The sequence below is a fragment of the Williamsia muralis genome (assembly GCF_051487485.1).
Classification (GTDB): Bacteria; Actinomycetota; Actinomycetes; order Mycobacteriales; family Mycobacteriaceae; genus Williamsia; species Williamsia muralis_B.
The window spans coordinates 545,063-562,430 of sequence record NZ_JAHVCV010000002.1; the positions used below are offsets into that span (position 1 = coordinate 545,063).

Sequence of the window (17,368 nt, forward strand, 5' to 3'; positions counted from 1 at the left end):
CGGCACTGAGGAATACCTTGCTGTGTCGGCCTGAGACGGGGCTGAGACAGTGCTGTTTGTTTCCCCTTCATTGTTCCCCGCAGGGACTTCGCCAAACAAAGCCGTCAATCGACGGACAGAGAAGTTCAACCCTTCGAACGACCGCCGAACTCCCGACACGGCTCGATCAGGACCTATTGCTGGACCACCTGGGGCGCGATCTCGGCCGGTACCGGCGACCCGGGAAGGCTGATCGTCACCAGGGCGCCTCCGAGTTCGGACTGACCCGCGGTCACCGTGCCGCCATGTCGGTCCACCACCTGACGGACTATCGCCAGCCCGAGCCCCGAGCCGGGCATGGATCGGGATGCGGTGGACCGGTAGAACCTCTCGAAGACCAATTGCCGGTCTTCGGGAGGGATACCGGGACCGGCGTCGGCAACGGTCAGAATCGCGCGATCCTGCTCGATCTGAGCCAGCCGTACCTCCACGGGTCGACCGGGCGGACTCCACTTGGCAGCATTGTCGAGCACATTGAGCACGGCCCGCGACAACCCAGCACTCTCACCGAAGACGAACCAGGGCGTGACGTGCACTTCGAAATCGACGTCGCTGCGCCGGCGGCGGACACGCTCGAGAGAGCGGTCCACCACCTCGGAGAGGTCGACCTCTTCGTGCACCACCTCGGGCGCATCCTCACGCGCGAGATCCACGAGATCGCCCACGAGCGTGGAGAGTTCTTCGATCTGGGCCATCACGTCCGTCCGCAGCTCCGCCATGTCCGACTCGGGCACCGCCCGCGCACCCGGCTGGCTCGACGCGATCATCAACTCCAGATTCGTGCGCAACGACGTCAGCGGCGTGCGCAATTCGTGACCGGCGTCCGCGACGAGCCGGCTCTGCCGGTCTCGCGACTCGGCAAGCGCCCGCAGCATCAGGTTGAAACTCTCGGTGAGCCTGGCCAATTCGTCGTTACCGATGACCGGGATGGGCGTGAGGTCGTCGGTACGTGCCACTCGCTCGGCGGCCCGGGTCAACCGCGCCACCGGCCGCAGTCCGGCACGCGCCACGGTCGTTCCGGCGACTGCGGCCAGGATGATCCCGCAGCCACCGATCACCCCCAGCACCCAGGCCAATCGATGCAGCACGTCGTCGGTGTCGCGAAGGCTCTGCGAGATGATCAGGGTGTTGCCGTCGTTGAGCTTGCGGGCAAGCACCCGCTGATTCTTCGCGGTCCGCAGCGACGACTCCGCTTTCCCGTCCACCACATCGCGTTCGGACTCGCCGTAGGGAACGCCGCCGATCTGGAAGCCACGGCCGCCGGGCATCACCAGGGCTACCGACATATCCGTGGAGAACACCGTGCCGGCAACCAGCGACTCGGGCGAGTCGTCGAGGACCCCGATCCGGGCCAGCTCGGTCATCCCGTTGGCCCGGTTGGTGAGCTGCGAATCGACGTCGGCATACATGGCCCGGTAGACGACCGCAAAAGCCGCTGCTGCCATCACGGCAACCGCGATACCCACCACCGTGGCGGACAGGATCGTGATGCGCCAACGCAGCGAGATGGTCCGGGTCAGCGGCGTCGGCTTACGCATCTGCCGGGGCAGATCCGCTGATGCCATCTGTGTGGGCCGCTGTGCGGTCACCACGCCTGCCGGCGGGGCTTCGCCGGGGACCGGCGGGTGACGGTGATAGAAGCTCACGGTTTACGGAGGGGTCTCCCGCAGGACGTATCCCACGCCCCGCACGGTGTGGATGAGGCGCGACTCGCCTTCGGCCTCGGTCTTGCGCCGGAGATAGCCCACGTACACCTCGAGTGCGTTGCCCGACGTCGGGAAGTCGTAACCCCAGACCTCCTCGAGGATGCGACTGCGGGTGAGCACACGGCGCGGATTGGCCATGAGCATCTCCAGCAAGGCGAACTCGGTGCGGGTCAAGCTGATCGGGCGCTCGCCTCGGGTGACGTCGCGAGTGACCGGATCCATCGTGAGGTCCTCGAAGGTCATCGCCTCCGAGTCCGGCAGCGGTTCGGCGGTCGCGCGGCGCATCAGGGCCCGCAGGCGCGCGAGCAGCTCTTCGAGCGCAAAGGGTTTGGGCAGGTAGTCATCGGCCCCCGCATCGAGTCCGGCGACCCGCTCGGACACCGAGTCACGAGCGGTGAGGACCAGGATGGGGAGATCGTCGCCGGTGCTGCGGAGACGACGGCACACCTCGAGCCCGTCGAGGCGCGGCATCATGACGTCCAGCACCACCGCCTCAGGACGGTCGGAATTGATCTTTTCGAGGGCTTCGACGCCATCCCCCGCCGTGAGCACCGTGTACCCGTTGAACGTCAGGGACCGGCGCAGAGACTCGCGAACGGCACGATCGTCGTCCACAACCAGTATGCGCATGACAACAGTCTTACTTCCACGACTGAGAGTGCGCTAAGTAATCCCCTGCGACGCGCCAGTTTTCTTGTTCCGGAGCCATCGCACGCGGACTTCGTACCCGTCGCGCGCTCATCCTCCGACGCGGCGCGTCGGGGCCATCGGCAGTCGCCATCGGAATCGCAGGCTTCCCACACGCAACAGGAAGGCCAGGGTCGCCCCCGCCACCAGACCGGTCCAGATCGGCAGCCCTGTGCCGTCGGCGATCACCACGGCCAGAGCTCCGCACATCGCAGGGACGGCGTAGAGGTCGGCGGGTCGGAGCAACAGTGGGACCTCACCGGCGAGCACGTCGCGGATCACGCCACCACCCACCGCGGTGGTGATACCGATGAGCACCGCAGCCATCGAACTCGAGTCTCGTTCGAGTGCCAACAACGCACCCGATACCGCGAACACACCCATTCCGACCGCGTCGAGCATCAACACGGCCGGGAACAACGCCCGGAACGCGGGGTGGAAAAAGAAAGTGATCAGACCGGCGATCAGGGCGATGGTGAGGTTGGGCCAGTGTTGTACCGATGTCGGCGGGGTGATGCCGAGGAGGAGGTCGCGCACGATCCCACCACCGACACCCGTGGCCGCACCCATCGAGAGAATGCCCCACAGGTCAAAATCCTTGCGGACGCCGACCAGTGCGCCCGAGCAGGCGAACACTGCCACGCCGGCGTAGTTCAGGACGTCCTGCAGCATCGCAGACTCCCCGTTCTCGATCTGTGCGGCCCCGACGAGTCACCACGCTTTCCGGGGCACCCTCTGGACACAACAAAGGACTGACCGTCGATCGACGGCCAGTCCCTGTTGTCGGCTGTGTGGCTGTTAGCGCTTGTCGAGGTCGACGATGCCCAGCTTGACCGCCTTGACCAGGCGACGGGGCACGCGATGAGCGACGCCACCGACCTTCACCTCTTGCAAGGCGGGGTTGTCCGCTTTCCACTGCGAACGGCGGCTACGAGTATTCGACCGCGACATCCGGCGCTTCGGTACAGCCATGATTCAGCCCTTCATTTCTTCGTTTAAGTTCCCTGGTTCGTGCGAGTCCGGCGACCGTATCGGCGTTCGAACTTCTGCACACGTCCTGCGGTGTCCATCACGCGCTGCGCACCAGTCCAGAACGGGTGCGAGTCGGACGTGACATCGACAACCACTAGAGGATACCGGTTACCGTCCTCCCATTCCAAAGTGACGTCGGACGTCAGTGTGGAACGGGTCAGGAACGCCTTGCCTGTCGACGAGTCCTTGAAGATCACCGGATGGTAGTCGGGGTGGATGTTCGCCTTCATGGTTTGTCCTTCCGTTCCGGGTTCGTCTGCTGTCCAGCCGAGCCCTCTGCCTGTTTGAACCATTCGATGGGTGGGTCTGTTCCCTCCAGCAGAGCGCGCTCGTCGAGCACGTCCTGGCAGGGGTCGGCGTGGGCCACGCCGAACGGATCGGTGAACCGATCCCAGCCCTGCTGACCCTCTGACAGCTCGTCGTCGGTCAGCAGTGCACTGTTCAGTGCCCACCTGATCCGTGCGGGTTCGGCGCGGTACGAGATCGCGACGATGGAGCTGCTGCGGTCGCCGTAGAGGGGATGCCAGCGCAGCGACGCCATCGCGACGCGCTCTGGGTCGGCGGCAGCGGTCTCGTCGTCGGACATCGCCGCGAGCCAGGTGCCGCCGATAGCGATGCGTAGGCCGCCGCCCGCACTCTCGAGCCACAGCGCCTCATCGGGCTGGGTGGCCAGCCACAGCCGACCGCGAGAGGCGACAACACCGTCGAGCAGTATGTCGATCGCGTCGTGCAGGCGTTCCGGATGGAACGGCCGATCGGCTTGGAACTCGACCACAGCGACTCCGCAGTCGGCATCGAGGGGCGGCTGCCCGCGCAGCAGCGGGTCGTGCGGCCCGGTGATCCGGCCGCGACGCGCGCCGGGCGGGATGGCCGAGATCAGGTTGCGCATGATCGAGGCGGTCAGTGGGCGCCTCGGCAGTTCCATGATGATCGGTGCTGTCGGGTTGAGCCGCTTGAGAACGGCGAACAACTGCGCCCCGGCCCATCCGTTGTCCGCCTGCCCGTGGACCACCAGGGCGTCGGCGAAATCGACGTGCCCGACCGCCAGCTGGGCGATGGTCCGCTCGTCGTCGGCGGTCTGGAAGCGATCGTCCTCGTCGAGGGTCTCGTCGCCGGTCGCGTCGCGCAGCCACTCACCTTCGTTGACGCACCCGATGACCGCCTCGATCTCGACGTCGAGACCGGCCGGGCCGTCGACCTGTCCGGGGACGCCGGACACCACCGTGCCGGCGATGGCAAACGCCATGGGTTCGGGTTCGATGGCCGGGTCGAGGGCCAGAACGATCCGGTCGACGTTGGAGCGGCGGTGCAGGGCCCGCAGCAAGGGCAGCACGTCTTCGCGCAGGGCACACGACAGACATCCGTGATCGAGTGCGGTTTGCGTTGTGCGCGAGTTCTTCTCACCGTTGAAGTCGATCGACGTGACCGTTCTCACGATGGTTCCGGCCTCCACCAGGCCTAGATCGTGATGCACAACAGTCGTCCCCGGCAGGCCGAGCGCCTCCGCACTGCGCACCGTCGCCTCGCGGTCGAAGCCGGTCACGATCACCAGCGGGGTCTTGTTGACCAGGCGGGTCACAGGCAGCTCCTATCGGGAATGGTTTTCATTTGGTCGAGGTTGAATGTACAGTCCAATTCGCACGTTGTCGACAATCATTCCCATTAGAGACAGGAGGCGCGCCCATGTCCATGCACTGCCAGGTCACCGGCCGCAAACCAGGTTTCGGCAAACAGGTGTCGCATTCACATGTGCGCACCAATCGCCGCTGGAATCCGAACATCCAGCGTCGGCGCTACTTCCTGCCGAGCGAACACCGCACCGTCACGCTGACCGTGTCCGCCAAAAGCATCAAGACCATCGATCGAATCGGAATCGAGGCGGCAGTCGCCCAGATCCGCGCACGAGGAGAACGAATCTGAATGGCACGCAATGAGATACGTCCCATCATCAAGCTGAAGTCGACAGCCGGGACCGGCTACACCTACGTCACGCGCAAGAATCGCCGCAACGACCCCGACCGCATGGTGATGCGCAAATACGACCCACGGGTCCGGCGTCACGTCGACTTCCGAGAGGAACGCTGATGGCAAAGAAATCGAAGATCGAGCGCAACGAACAGCGCAAGGTGATCGTCGCCCGCTACGCCGAACGCCGTGCGGCACTCAAGGACATCATCCGGCGGCCGTCGTCCACCGACCAGGAACGAGCGGACGCACAGTTGGCCCTGCAGCGCCTGCCCCGCGACTCCAGCGCCACCCGGGTCCGCAATCGCGACGCCGTCGACGGCCGTCCCCGCGGCTACATCGGCAAAGTCGGCCTCTCGCGTATCCGGCTGCGTCAGATGGCGCACAACGGGGAACTGCCCGGCATCACCAAATCCAGCTGGTGACAATCACTCTCACGACAAGGACCTGATCGATGGCACGACGCCCCGCAAAAACCGACCTCCCGGCCAAACGCAAACGCAACATGTTGCTGGCCGCTGGTGTGACCACGGTCGATTACAAGGACACCGCACTGCTGCGCCAGTTCCTGTCCGACCGCGGCAAGATCCGCAGCAGGTCCATCACCGGACTCGACCCGCAACAGCAACGGCAGGTCGCCACCGCCATCCGCAACGCCCGCGAGATGGCGCTGCTCCCCTACCCCGGTTCGTCCCGATAGTCCGACGGATCGCTTTCCAATTGCACAAATGGAAAGCGATCCATAAGCTTTCCATCATGGAAAGTGAAGAGGCACAAGAGCTGCTGCGGGTGGCCGAGCGAGCAGAGGCCGCCCCTTACCTCGACCATCCCCCGACGCCCTGGTGGTACTACCCGGTGATCGGCGCCTGGGCGGCGGGAATGATCGGTGCGTTCGCCTGGTGGCGCGAGAGCATTCCACTCTTCCTCGGGACGCTGGCAGTCCTGATCGTCCTCGAAATCGTGTTCATCAACTGGATGCAACGCCGTCACGGGTCTCTGCCCCAGCCCGGCCGCGGACGACCGCCTGCGGAGATCGGCGTCGTATGGCGCGGGTACTTCATGGCGCTGCCCGCCGTTGCGGCGCTGGTCGCGGTGTCGTGGTGGCTGGGGGGTGTCGTGGTGGCCGCCGCAGCGGCTTTTGTCCTGGTGATCGGCGGATTGGTGATCTACGAAAAACGATACGAGCGCGCCGCGGAGGCGACCCGAGCCCGGCTTGCATGATGGCCCGACACTTATGATCGAAGGTCTCGATCCGGTCATCCACGCCCCGAAACGACTGGCGGCCATGGCGATTCTCGTCAACAGCTCGTCGACATCGTTCCGATTCCTCAAAGAACATCTGGGCCTGACCGATTCTGATCTCTCGAAACAGATGTCGGCACTGGAGTCGGCCGGGTACGTCCGCGCGTCGAAAGAGGGCCACGGACGAGGCAGTAGCACCACCTACCGGGTCAGCACCACAGGACGGCGGGCGTACGAGGCACACTCGAACGCCCTCCGCACCCTGCTCGATCCCCGATAGTGGGCCCTTTTGGCGACGCAAAACCCTGGTGACCCCCACCAAAAGGGCACATCTTCGGGGTCCATAGACTGCCCGAATGTCCGGCGTCATCCAAGGGTTCACGGTGATCTTCATCGTGGTCGCCGTCGGATATGTCCTCGGCCGTACCGAGGCACTCGGCCCGGGCGCGGTGATGGTGTTGTCGCGCTTGGTGTTCTTCGTCTGCACGCCGGCACTGCTGTTCTCGTCGCTCGCGAAGGCCGACCTCGCCGACGTGTTCTCCACCACTCTTGTGGTCGCCGGTGGCAGCGCATTTGTGGTGGGCGCCATCTACTTCGCCCTCGCGCGACTGCTTCTGCGTCGCGCGATTCCCGAAGCCGTGATCGGCGCGTTGTCTGCTTCCTACGTCAACAGCGCGAATCTCGGGATACCGATCGCCATCTTCGTGCTCGACGACGCATCGTTTGTGGCGCCGCTGCTGCTCTTCCAGATCATGGTGTACTCGCCGCTGGCCTTGACCACACTCGACCTGACCGCGTTGCGCGACTCCGACGAATCAGGCTCACGTCGCCGAATCTCACTGCGCGACACCGTGGTCACCCCGTTCACGAACCCCATCGTGCTCGGCGGTGCGGCCGGTCTCGTCGTGTCGCTGATCGGAGTGACACTGCCCGCGGCGGTGATGGAACCGTTCGACATGCTCGGGGACGCCTCGGTTCCCGGCGCACTGCTGGTGTTCGGTCTCTCACTGACCGGAGTCTCGGTGTTGCAGAAGGGCGAGAGCCCACGCCGCGACGTCGCGCTGGCATCGGTGCTGAAGATGGTGGTGCAGCCGGTGCTGGTGTACCTGGTCGCCCGCTACGCCTTCCACGCCACCGGGCACGAACTCTTCGCGCTGGTGGTGATCGCCGCATTGCCCACCGCACAAAACGTTCTGGTGTACGCGAACCGCTACCAACGGGGCGTGGTGCTCGCGCGCGATTCCGCGCTGGTGACCACCCTCCTCTCGATCCCGGCGATCATGCTCATCGCGCTTCTGCTCGCCTGAACCGGTCATGGTCACGGGCATCGGACGAACCCTTCGCACGACGAACCATCCTGTGGCGGTTGGCCACAGCCACCGGTGGGACTAACCTCGTAGCGGTGAGTGATCTGGTACCGAATGATGATGAGCGCGAAGGCCGCAGCCGCCTCCGGGCCAGCGACGCCGACCGAAACTTCGTTCATGACATTTTGTCATCTGCAATGAGTTCCGGTCATCTCAGTCCCGTCGAGTACGAAGAGCGTGCCGCCAAGGCGGTTGCCGCCAAGACATTCGGAGAGCTCGACGAACTCACCGACGATCTGCCGGTCAACCAGCTGACCACCGCTGGGGTCGCGACCAGCCGGCGGGTCACCACCCCGTCGGCAGGTGTGGAGGTGATCACCAGCCGCATCGCCATCATGAGCGGTTCAGAACTCAAGGGTCCGGTCGCGGTCGGAGAACATCTCAACGCGTTCGCCCTGATGGGCGGTGTCGAGATCGACCTGCGCGACGCCGAGTTCACGGCCGACCACCTGACCATCCGCGCCAACACCATCATGGGCGGGATCGAGATCGTGGTTCCGCACGACGCGACCGTCCGGATCACCGGGATGGGCATCATGGGCGGGTTCGGAAGCAGTCGCAACGCCGAGGGCAAAGGCATTCCGGGAGCCCCCATCATCACCGTCAACGGCCTGGCCATCATGGGCGGGGTGGAAGTGGTGCGGCGCCGTCCACACGACGCGACCTGACGTCAGCGACGTCCGCGACGCCGTTTGGTGCCCAGATAGTCGCCGACCACGGCGGCTCCTAGGCCATCGAGATCCGGTGCCACCACCCGACCCGATGCCCGTCGTGCCATCTGGTCCACAAAATGCACCAGTCCGGGGTCGTCACCGAGCCGGAAAAAACTCACCTGGGCACCCATCCTCGCGACGTTGTCCAATTCGCGCACCGTCGCCGACAACGTCGCCGGGTGCGGCGGGTAGTAGAAGAACGGTTCGCCGCCGGGCAGCAGATGTGCTGTCGGCTCGCCGTCGGTGACGATCAGCACCACCGGCTGCGCGTTGGGGTGGCGACGAAAATGCCGCTGTGCCAGGAGTAATGCGTGGTGCAGGTTGGTCCCCTGCTGCCGCATCCCGTCGAGCCCGATAAGTTCGGACATCTCCAGCGTCTTGGCGTAGTGGCCGAAGGAGATCAGCTGCAGTTCATCACTGCGGAAGCGTGTGGAGATCAAATGGTTGAGCGCCATCGCTGTGCGCTTCATCGGAGTCCACCTGTTCTCCAGCCACATCGAGAACGAGGTGTCGACCAACAGGGCGACCGCGGCCTGACTGCGGGCCTCTGTCTCACCGACCTCCACGTCACGGACGTCGATCCGAACGCCGTCCCGGAGCATCGCGTTGCCTGCGTGCAGCTTGTCGCGATCCTCGGACATGGTGCGCAACACCGCGTTCGACACCGTACGGGTGACATCCCAGGGTTCGGTGTCACCGAACTCCCATTCCCGGCTTGAACCGGTGGGTTCGCCCGCCAATCCCGAACGCCGGGTCTGGCGGTCGCCACCTCGACCCGACAGCTGTTCGGCGACATCCCGGAAGATCGACTGACCCAGCTGACGCATGGCCTTGGGAGACAGCCGGAGTTGACCGTCGTTGCCGCGTTCGAGGAGACCCTGTTCTTTGAGTGCCTTCTCGAGTTCGGCAAGTGTCCGGGCGTCGACAGCAGCATCGTCGCCGAGTTGACGGGCCAGTGCGTCGAGGTCCACATCGTCGAGGTGGGCGCCCGAATACTGTTGCGCCAGTTGCTCCGACAATGACTCGAGCTCGGCGAGGTCCTGAAGCGCGCCTGCACCCTCGCCCATTCCCATGCCTTGCTGGCCCTCGAAGCTCTGACCTTCGTCCCAGCCCATGCCGGGCCGGGCGGCACGCAATTGCGAATCCATCTGCGAGAGTTGGTCCATCAGGTCGGGTGAACCGAAAGCCTGCTGCGCCAGCTGATCGAGTTCGGCGCGCTGTTCCTCCGACAGCGAGTTGTAGAACTGCTGGGCCGCAGCACTGCGAGCTGCCAGCGAGTCGATCAACTCGTCTGTGTTGCGGGGGTTCTCGGGGAAGAACTCGCCGTGCTTGTCCATGAACTCACCGAACTGTTCGGTGGTGTCCTCGCCGTTGTTGTGCGCAGCGAGGAGCTTGTTCAGGTCCTTGAGCATGTCAGCGATACGTTGCCGGTCCTCTTCGGTGGCGCCCTCGAGCGCCTCCTTCATGCCGGAGAATCGCTGATCGAGGAGTTCCCGACCGAGGAGGTCCTTGATCTTCTCGTAGTTCTCTTTCGCCGCCGGACTTCGCCAGTCGTAGTTGGCCAGGTCCTGCACCGCCTGGGCGGTGGACGGAGGTAGGTTCTCGATCTGCATCTCGGCGAACCGGGCCTCGTCGTCGAGGTCGCGGGCGAGCTGCTTGCGCTCCTCGAGGACCGCCGAGTCGAGCAGCTCACGGATTTCTTCGAAGGTGCCGTTGAGGTTGCGCGATTTGAGCAGTTCTTCGCGACGCTTGTTCACCATCTCGCGGAGCTCGTCCAGGCCCCGCATGTCCGAACTGCCGCGCCGTAGGAACTCGCGCATCGCAGACTGCGGTGACCCACCGGCCATCACATCGTCGCCGATGGCGTCCAGTGCCTCACGCAGGTCCACCGGCGGCGCCAGGGGGTCCGGCCCTCCGGAGTAGCGGAGATACCGAGCGCGATGGAAATTATTGCGGGCCATGCTTTTTCCCGTCCAATATGTCTGAATAACCGACCGACACCGGTTCCGCGGACCGGCCGCGGAACCCGATGTCGACCTAGCCGTACACGGTCCGGCCTGCCTCGTCGGCTTCCTTGCCGATCCGGCGGGCCAGAAACAATCCCTCCAATGCGAGCTCCAGGGCGCTCGCCCGTTCACCGTCGTCCGTCGCCTCGAGGCGCTCGGCGATCTTTGTCACGACGGGGTCGGTGCCCTCGGGCATCGAGGTCAGCAGTTCCTTCGCCGACACCCGATCACCGGTGATGATCGGGTCGCTGGCTTCCAGCGCGGTGACCAGCGTGGCCAGGTCGACACCACCGAGATGTGCACGCACGGTGTCGGCCGTCGACTTACGAAGCAGGTGTTCGAGGATTTCGATCTCTCGGCCCTCTTCACCCGACTCGAACTCGACCTTGCCACGGAGTACCTCGATCACCGAGGACAGGTCCACGACGCGCGCGACCGCGAGATCCTCGCCCAGGATGGTGGCGCGATGCAGAGCTGCGGCGGCAACCGTTTCAGCGCCCGCGATGGCGAACCGCGCGGAGACGCCGGAGCGCTGATCGATGGACGGGTGGTCGCGCACGTACCGCGTGAAGCGAGCGATGATCTCGACGATGAAGGTGGGTACCGACGCGGTGAGGTCGGCTTCCTGCTCGATCACCGCGATCTCGTCGACCAACTCGATCGGATAATGGGTGCGGATCTCGGCGCCGAAACGGTCCTTGAGTGGCGTGATGATGCGGCCACGGTTGGTGTAGTCCTCGGGGTTGGCACTGGCCATCAGCACCACATCCAGCGGCAGTCGGAGGCTGTACCCGCGGACCTGGATGTCGCGTTCTTCCATCACGTTGAGCATGGCGACCTGGATGCGCTCGGCGAGGTCGGGCAGCTCGTTGATCGCCACGATGCCGCGGTGTGCGCGCGGGATCAACCCGAAGTGGATGGTCTCGGGATCACCGAGACTGCGGCCCTCGGCGACCTTCATCGGATCGACGTCGCCGACGAGATCGCCCACCGAGGTGTCAGGGGTGGCGAGCTTCTCGCTGTAGCGCTCGCTGCGGTGGAGCCACCCGATGGGCAGGTCTTCCTGCAGGTTCGCGGCCTTGCGGATGGAACCGGGAGTGATGGGCTCGTACGGATGCTCGGCGAGCTCAGAGCCGTCGATGACCGGGGTCCACTCGTCGAGCAGGCCGACGATCGTGCGCAGCAGACGCGTCTTGCCCTGACCGCGTTCACCGAGCATCACCACGTCGTGGCCGGCGATCAGCGCACGCTCGAGCTGGGGCAGGACGGTGGTCTCGAACCCGAGGATCCCGGGCCAGGGGTCGGTGCCCGACCGGAGTGCGGACAGCAGGTTGTTGCGTATCTCGTCTTTGACGCTGCGCTGTACGTGACCGGAGGCACGCAACTCCCCCAGGGTCCGTGGAGAGGGGTGGGCAGAGCGGGTGTTCGTGGTGTGGGGTGTGCTCACCGTGTCCACGCTACGAGCCTCGTCGCCGGAGTGCACTTGTTTACGCCCGCAGAGGAACACGGGGGCAGCTCCGGCGTACCCCATTGGGTGCGGGTTCGTGCCATTGGCGACACTTGACCGATGACGCCACCCACACCGTCGGAATCGGCCGAAGAGTCGAGCACTTCCCCCAGCGGTGGTACGCCGCCGGCGGGCGCTCTGGACGGCGTCCGGGTGCTCGAACTCGGTTCCCTCATCGCGGGGCCGTTCGGTGCCCGCCTGATGGGTGACCTCGGCGCCGACGTCATCAAGATCGAGGCACCCGGGTTGCCCGATCCGCTGCGCGGGTGGGGTCAGGCCGAACGCGATGGGCACCGGTTCCTGTGGACGGTGTACGCGCGCAACAAACGTGCGATCACCCTCGACCTCCGCAGCGAGCGCGGACGCGAATTGTTCCTCGAACTGGTCGACCAGTCCGACATCATCGTGGAGAACTTCCGTCCGGGCACCCTGGAGAAGCTCGACCTCGGCTATGACGTCCTCCGCGAGCGCAACCGCGGCATCATCCTCGTGCGGGTGTCGGGTTACGGGCAGACCGGACCGGACTCCGGACGGGCCGGGTACGCGTCCGTGGCCGAAGCGGTGAGCGGCCTCCGCCATCTCAACGGATATCCCGATCAGCCTCCGCCACGGATCGCGCTGTCGCTGGGTGACACCCTGGCAGGGATGTTCGCGGTGCACGGGGCTCTCGCGGCGCTGTACCGCCGCACCGTCACCGGGGAGGGCCAGATCGTCGACACGGCTCTGAACGAGGCATGCCTGGCGATCCAGGAATCGACGATCCCCGATTACGACCAGGGTGGCGTGGTCCGTGGGCCCTCGGGCACCCGGCTGGCCGGCATCGCGCCGTCGAACATCTACCCCACCGGAGACGGCTCGCTTGTTGTCATCGGCGCGAACCAGGACACCGTGTTCGCCCGGCTGTGCACGGCGATGGGCCGGCCCGAACTCAGCACCGACCCCCGTTTCGCCACACACGGTGCGCGTGGCGAGAACCAGGACGAGCTCGACGAGCTGATCGCCCAGTGGACTGCCGAGCAGCCGCGCGACGCGCTGATCCAACTCCTCACCGCCGCGGGAGTGGTTGTGGGGCCGATCAATACGGTTGCCGAGGTGATCCGTGATCCACAACTCATCGCCAGGGGCATGATCGCCGAGCACTTCGATGAGCGCATCAACGACACCGTGCTGGGTCCCGGTATCGTGCCGCACCTGACGGGTACCCCTGGCAGTATCCGTAACGCCGGCGCTCCCGTTCCCGGCTACCACAACAGCGAAGTCCTCGGCGCCCTACTGGGTTTGAGCCCGGACGCAGTGGCAGCCCTGCACGACGAAGGCGTTGTCTGAGTCGCCACTCAAGCGCCGAGTTCGGCGCTCGTCAACGCAGTCCGAGCCAGGCGGCCAGACCGAAACCCGCCAGCGCGATGGCAACCCGGAGCACCGCGACGGGCAGCCGGTTCACGACGGGCGGCCCGATCCAACCGCCGGCGAGACAACCGATCCCCATCGCCGCTGCCGATGACCAGTCCACGTCGCCGAAGATGGCGAAGCCCAATGCGGCAACAGCATTCGATGCACACAACAACACCGACTTGATCAACGTCGCCTGGCCGAGGGGCTGCGCGGTGAGGATGAGGGCAAGTGCGGTGAAGATGATGCCCGCGCCTGCCCCGAAGTAGCCTCCGTAGACGCCGATCACCACGATGCCCGCCACGAAAACCCGGGGCGCGTCGCGATGGCCGGCGATCCGCCGGATCAGTGGCTGGCCGAGTACTGCCAGGGCGGCGGTGGCCACCAGGTACGGCACGATCGCCTCGAAAGCCCCCGCCGGGGTCAACAGGAGCAGAACCGATCCCAGCACTCCCCCGACCGCCGCGGCTACACACCAGAGGCCAAGACGCCTGTCGAAGGTCAACGAGTTCCGCGCCTGAGCGGTGCTTCCGACCCCGACGGGGATCAACGCGACCGTGTTGGTCATGTTCGCGGTCAGCGGGGGCAGTCCGGCGATCAGCAATGCGGGATAGCTGACGAGTGAGGCGATTCCCGTCACGTAACCCACCACACCGGACAGGAAACCGGCGGCGATCAGGAATGCCAGTTCTGCCACAGCGGCAATCTACTCCGCCTTGCCCGAGCGAGTACCAGCCAGCACCCCGGCACATCGGGCTGTCCGCAGTCCACTTGGAGTCACGATGATCGCAAAGCTGTGCCAAACACGCACCCTTGCGCACCATTTCCGTCATACCCGACGCCCCCGGCGCATCCACTGTGCTCCGGGGACGCCCGTCCCTGTCTCCTGGAAAGAACCACCTCGTGATCGAAGTAGAAAAGCTCGGGAAGATCTACGGCACCGGGCCGACGGCCGCGACCGTACTCGACGACGTCAGCTTCACCGTCGACCCCGGCGAGATCTTTGCCATCGTCGGACCGAGCGGCGCCGGCAAGAGCACCCTCGCGCACTGCCTCAACCTGCTCGAACGGCCCACGTCGGGCAAGGTTGTCGTGAACAACCAGAACCTGACCGAGTTGAGCACCCGGGCCCTGCGTGATGCCCGCCGGCGCATCGGCACCGTCTTCCAGTCGTCCAGCCTGCTCTCGCGGCGGACGGCAGCCGAAAACGTGGCGCTGCCATTGGAATTCCTCGGCGTCACCAAGGGGCAGACACGCGACCGCGTGGCCGAGCTCCTCGACAGGGTCGGCCTCACCGACCGCGCGGACCTGTACCCCCACCAGTTGTCCGGAGGGCAGCGACAGCGTGTGGGCATCGCCCGTGCCCTGGCCCTGCGACCCTCGGTGCTGCTGTCCGACGAGGCGACGTCGGGCCTGGATCCGCAGACAACCGACTCCTTCCTCGAACTGCTGCGCGAGGTGCGCGAAGAACTCAACCTGGCGGTGGTGTTCATCACCCACGAGATGGACACCATCGTGAAGGTCGCCGACAGCGTCGGCCGCCTGGATGCGGGCCGGATCGTCGAAAAAGGTTCGCTGGTGGACCTTCTCACCGACTCCACCTCCGTCCTCGGGCGATCGCTCCGTCCTCGGGGGACCTCTGCCGATCCCGAGCCGGGCCAACGCTCGTTCGAACTCACCTACAACTCGGCATCGGTGCCTGCCGACTGGATCAGCCGCATCGGATTCGAGCTGTCCGTGCCGATCTCGATCCTCGGGGCGGCCGTACAGGTGGTCGACGGTGTGTCCGTCGGCGAGATCACGGTGTCGGTTCCGAACGAGCTCGCCGGAGCATTCCTGGAAAGCGCAGCCCGCCATGGTCTCTCGACGAGCCTGCCCGCCAAGGCCGTGGTCGAGGTAGCGGCATGAGCGACACCACACACCTCGCAGCGATCACCGTACCCACCGACGAGATCCCAGATCTGCTGATCCCGGCGTTTGTCGACACGCTAACGATGGTGTCGATCGTGATGGTGATCGTGCTGCTCGTGGGTGTGCCGCTGGGCGCGACGATCCACAATCTGGCGCCCGGCGGCCTCTTCGAGAACAAGGTCTTCCACTCACCGCTGTCGTGGGTCATCAGCATCGGCCGCTCGTTGCCGTTCCTCGTGCTGATGACGTCGATCATCCCGCTCACCCGACTGATCACCGGCACCAACATCGGGATCCCCGCAGCCGTTGTCCCGATGTCGTTGGCGGGCATCGCCTTTTTCACCCGAATCGTGGAGAACTCGCTGCGGTCGGTGCCGCCGGCGGTGATCGATGTGGCCCGCGCGTCGGGCGCATCCAACAGTCAGGTGATCTGGAAGACGCAAGTACCCGAAGCACTTCCGAACATCGTCGGTGGTCTCACCATCAACACCATCGCGATGATCGAATACTCGGCCATCGCGGGAACGATCGGCGCAGGCGGTCTTGGCTACATCGCCGTCACCTACGGCTATCAGCGATTTGACCACGGCGTGATGATCGCGACCATCGTGACGCTGGTGATCACAGTGGCACTCATCCAGATCGTCGGCGACGCGCTGGTCCGCCACCTGACGCCAGGACAGACCATCCGCGCCCGGTCACACGCCTGACCCGTACCCGCTCGACCACCGGACGCGGGAACACAACACCCACCGCGCGCACCGCCGTGCCGTTTTCATCTGCACACCCCCTGTTTCGCACCGATGAGGAGATAACCATGACGTCCACAACTGAGCGCCCCACCGGAAGCGGTGACCCCGGCGGCTTCGACATCAAGTCTCGCAGGCGACTTCCGCTGTACATCGCGATCGGTGTTGTCGTCGCGGTGGTACTCGCGTTCGTCGGGTGGCGGTTCTGGGGCGGGTCGGATTCGAAGTCACCCAACGAAACCGCCGGTGCAACACTCGAGATCGCCACGGCCGAAGGCAATGCCGCCGAAGAGGCGCTCGTCGACTTCATCGCCGAGGAGGTCGCCCCGAAGTACGACCTCAAGATCAAGTTCAAAGGGCTGGCCGACAGCACCACCATCAACCGAGCGGTGAGCGACGGCGAGGTCGCCGGAACCATCTACCAGCACAAGCTGTGGCTGGGCCAGGTACTCGAAGCCAACCCCGACTTCAAGGAAGAAGCCGCAACCCCGGTCTTCCGTTGGGGATTCGGCATCTGGTCGGACAAGTACACCGACCCCGCGCAGCTGCCCAACGGCGCCACCGTCTCGCTGTACTCCGATCCTGCCAATGAGGCGCAGGGCCTGTGGCTGCTCGAGCGTGCTGGCCTGATCGAGCTGAACCCGGCAGCCGACAAGTGGAAGGCCACCCAGAAGGACATCGTCTCCAACCCGAAGAACCTGCAGTTCACACTGCTCGACTTCGCGGCGCAGTCGCGCGCACTGCCCGACATCGATGCCGCCGTCGGCTACACCGAGTACTACCTCGCCGCCGACATCGACATCAAGAAGCAGATCTTCGCGCCGCCGGCACCCGACGAGTTCGCCGGGCAGCTGACCATCGGCACCAAGTGGAAGGACACCGAGAACATCAAGAAGCTGGTGCAGGTGTTCAAAGACCCTGCGGTACAGGAGTACCTGGCCACCGATCCTCAGGTGAAGAACATCCTGCTGCCCATCTGATCACGCCGATGCGGTGTCCTCGTGGCGGTCCCGTCCTGGGAGCACCGCCACGAGGGCGCCGCGTCGTTTGTCAGT

General features: G+C 65.3%; 21 protein-coding genes. 12 read left to right on the forward strand and 9 right to left on the reverse strand.

All coding sequences use genetic code 11. The features are described from left to right. Positions 1 to 173: 173 nt before the first annotated feature. From KXR83_RS06030 to mrf, 6 genes are all read right to left on the reverse strand, one after another. Positions 174 to 1,604 (reverse strand): ATP-binding protein, encoded by a 1,431-nt coding sequence (locus tag KXR83_RS06030; protein WP_437424030.1) that lies wholly within the window; start codon positions 1,602 to 1,604, stop codon positions 174 to 176. Positions 1,605 to 1,688: 84 nt separating this feature from the next. Then, positions 1,689 to 2,375: a response regulator transcription factor gene (locus KXR83_RS06035; protein ID WP_023962756.1), complete on the reverse strand. Its 687-nt coding sequence runs from the start codon at positions 2,373 to 2,375 to the stop codon at positions 1,689 to 1,691. Between the two features lie 108 nt (positions 2,376 to 2,483). Continuing rightward, entirely contained in the window at positions 2,484 to 3,104 is a 621-nt protein-coding gene (locus tag KXR83_RS06040) for a trimeric intracellular cation channel family protein (RefSeq protein WP_099381720.1), read from the reverse strand. 126 nt (positions 3,105 to 3,230) lie between these two features. Beyond that, the gene (gene rpmF / locus KXR83_RS06045; protein WP_023962752.1) at positions 3,231 to 3,404 is read right to left on the reverse strand and encodes a 50S ribosomal protein L32; all 174 of its coding nucleotides are present in this window, start codon (positions 3,402 to 3,404) and stop codon (positions 3,231 to 3,233) included. A gap of 23 nt (positions 3,405 to 3,427) precedes the next feature. Further along, positions 3,428 to 3,694, reverse strand: coding sequence for a type B 50S ribosomal protein L31 (locus KXR83_RS06050; RefSeq protein ID WP_437424031.1), 267 nt, complete (start codon positions 3,692 to 3,694; stop codon positions 3,428 to 3,430). Further along, entirely contained in the window at positions 3,691 to 5,043 is a 1,353-nt protein-coding gene (gene mrf / locus KXR83_RS06055) for a ribosome hibernation factor-recruiting GTPase MRF (RefSeq protein WP_437424032.1), read from the reverse strand. Before mrf ends, KXR83_RS06050 begins: the two co-directional genes overlap by 4 nt. Before the next feature lie 104 nt (positions 5,044 to 5,147). On the opposite strand from mrf, the gene rpmB reads away from it, so the two are divergent. The 8 genes from rpmB (at position 5,148) to KXR83_RS06095 (ending at position 8,706) form a co-directional block, all read left to right on the forward strand. Next, on the forward strand, positions 5,148 to 5,384 hold the full coding sequence (rpmB, locus tag KXR83_RS06060; RefSeq protein WP_437424033.1) for a 50S ribosomal protein L28: 237 nt from the start codon (positions 5,148 to 5,150) through the stop codon (positions 5,382 to 5,384). Beyond that, positions 5,385 to 5,549 (forward strand): 50S ribosomal protein L33, encoded by a 165-nt coding sequence (gene rpmG / locus KXR83_RS06065; RefSeq protein ID WP_023962746.1) that lies wholly within the window; start codon positions 5,385 to 5,387, stop codon positions 5,547 to 5,549. Beyond that, complete coding sequence (gene rpsN / locus KXR83_RS06070; RefSeq protein ID WP_023962744.1) at positions 5,549 to 5,854, forward strand: 30S ribosomal protein S14; 306 nt, start codon at positions 5,549 to 5,551, stop codon at positions 5,852 to 5,854. Before rpmG ends, rpsN begins: the two co-directional genes overlap by 1 nt. A 29-nt stretch (positions 5,855 to 5,883) precedes the next feature. After that, positions 5,884 to 6,129 carry a 30S ribosomal protein S18 gene (gene rpsR, locus KXR83_RS06075; protein WP_023962742.1) on the forward strand — a complete coding sequence of 82 codons (246 nt, stop codon included), beginning with the start codon at positions 5,884 to 5,886 and terminating at the stop codon, positions 6,127 to 6,129. 56 nt (positions 6,130 to 6,185) lie between these two features. Beyond that, positions 6,186 to 6,650, forward strand: coding sequence for a hypothetical protein (locus tag KXR83_RS06080; protein ID WP_437424034.1), 465 nt, complete (start codon positions 6,186 to 6,188; stop codon positions 6,648 to 6,650). Between the two features lie 13 nt (positions 6,651 to 6,663). After that, a complete protein-coding gene (locus tag KXR83_RS06085; RefSeq protein ID WP_437424035.1) occupies positions 6,664 to 6,951 on the forward strand; it encodes a transcriptional regulator in 288 nt (95 codons plus the stop codon). 76 nt (positions 6,952 to 7,027) lie between these two features. Next, a complete protein-coding gene (locus tag KXR83_RS06090; protein ID WP_437424036.1) occupies positions 7,028 to 7,978 on the forward strand; it encodes an AEC family transporter in 951 nt (316 codons plus the stop codon). A 95-nt stretch (positions 7,979 to 8,073) separates the two neighbouring features. Then, entirely contained in the window at positions 8,074 to 8,706 is a 633-nt protein-coding gene (locus KXR83_RS06095; protein ID WP_437424037.1) for a DUF1707 domain-containing protein, read from the forward strand. A gap of 2 nt (positions 8,707 to 8,708) precedes the next feature. On the opposite strand, the gene KXR83_RS06100 is transcribed toward KXR83_RS06095, so the two are convergent. Both KXR83_RS06100 and KXR83_RS06105 read right to left on the reverse strand, forming a co-directional pair. Further along, the gene (locus KXR83_RS06100) at positions 8,709 to 10,712 is read right to left on the reverse strand and encodes a vWA domain-containing protein (protein WP_437424038.1); all 2,004 of its coding nucleotides are present in this window, start codon (positions 10,710 to 10,712) and stop codon (positions 8,709 to 8,711) included. 76 nt (positions 10,713 to 10,788) lie between these two features. Continuing rightward, complete coding sequence (locus KXR83_RS06105; RefSeq protein WP_437424039.1) at positions 10,789 to 12,213, reverse strand: sigma 54-interacting transcriptional regulator; 1,425 nt, start codon at positions 12,211 to 12,213, stop codon at positions 10,789 to 10,791. Between the two features lie 111 nt (positions 12,214 to 12,324). Between KXR83_RS06105 and KXR83_RS06110 the strand changes: the two genes are divergently transcribed. Beyond that, positions 12,325 to 13,590 carry a CaiB/BaiF CoA transferase family protein gene (locus KXR83_RS06110; protein ID WP_437424040.1) on the forward strand — a complete coding sequence of 422 codons (1,266 nt, stop codon included), beginning with the start codon at positions 12,325 to 12,327 and terminating at the stop codon, positions 13,588 to 13,590. Between the two features lie 31 nt (positions 13,591 to 13,621). On the opposite strand, the gene KXR83_RS06115 is transcribed toward KXR83_RS06110, so the two are convergent. Then, positions 13,622 to 14,350, reverse strand: coding sequence for a sulfite exporter TauE/SafE family protein (locus KXR83_RS06115; protein ID WP_437424041.1), 729 nt, complete (start codon positions 14,348 to 14,350; stop codon positions 13,622 to 13,624). A 206-nt stretch (positions 14,351 to 14,556) separates the two neighbouring features. Between KXR83_RS06115 and KXR83_RS06120 the strand changes: the two genes are divergently transcribed. The 3 genes from KXR83_RS06120 to KXR83_RS06130 all read left to right on the forward strand — a co-directional run bounded on the left by KXR83_RS06120 (position 14,557) and on the right by KXR83_RS06130 (position 17,293). Continuing rightward, the gene (locus KXR83_RS06120; RefSeq protein WP_437424042.1) at positions 14,557 to 15,561 is read left to right on the forward strand and encodes a methionine ABC transporter ATP-binding protein; all 1,005 of its coding nucleotides are present in this window, start codon (positions 14,557 to 14,559) and stop codon (positions 15,559 to 15,561) included. Then, entirely contained in the window at positions 15,558 to 16,274 is a 717-nt protein-coding gene (locus tag KXR83_RS06125; protein WP_437424043.1) for a methionine ABC transporter permease, read from the forward strand. The genes KXR83_RS06120 and KXR83_RS06125 overlap by 4 nt, the downstream gene beginning before the upstream one ends. 107 nt (positions 16,275 to 16,381) lie before the next feature. Further along, positions 16,382 to 17,293 (forward strand): MetQ/NlpA family ABC transporter substrate-binding protein, encoded by a 912-nt coding sequence (locus KXR83_RS06130; protein WP_437424044.1) that lies wholly within the window; start codon positions 16,382 to 16,384, stop codon positions 17,291 to 17,293. Positions 17,294 to 17,368 lie beyond the last annotated feature (75 nt).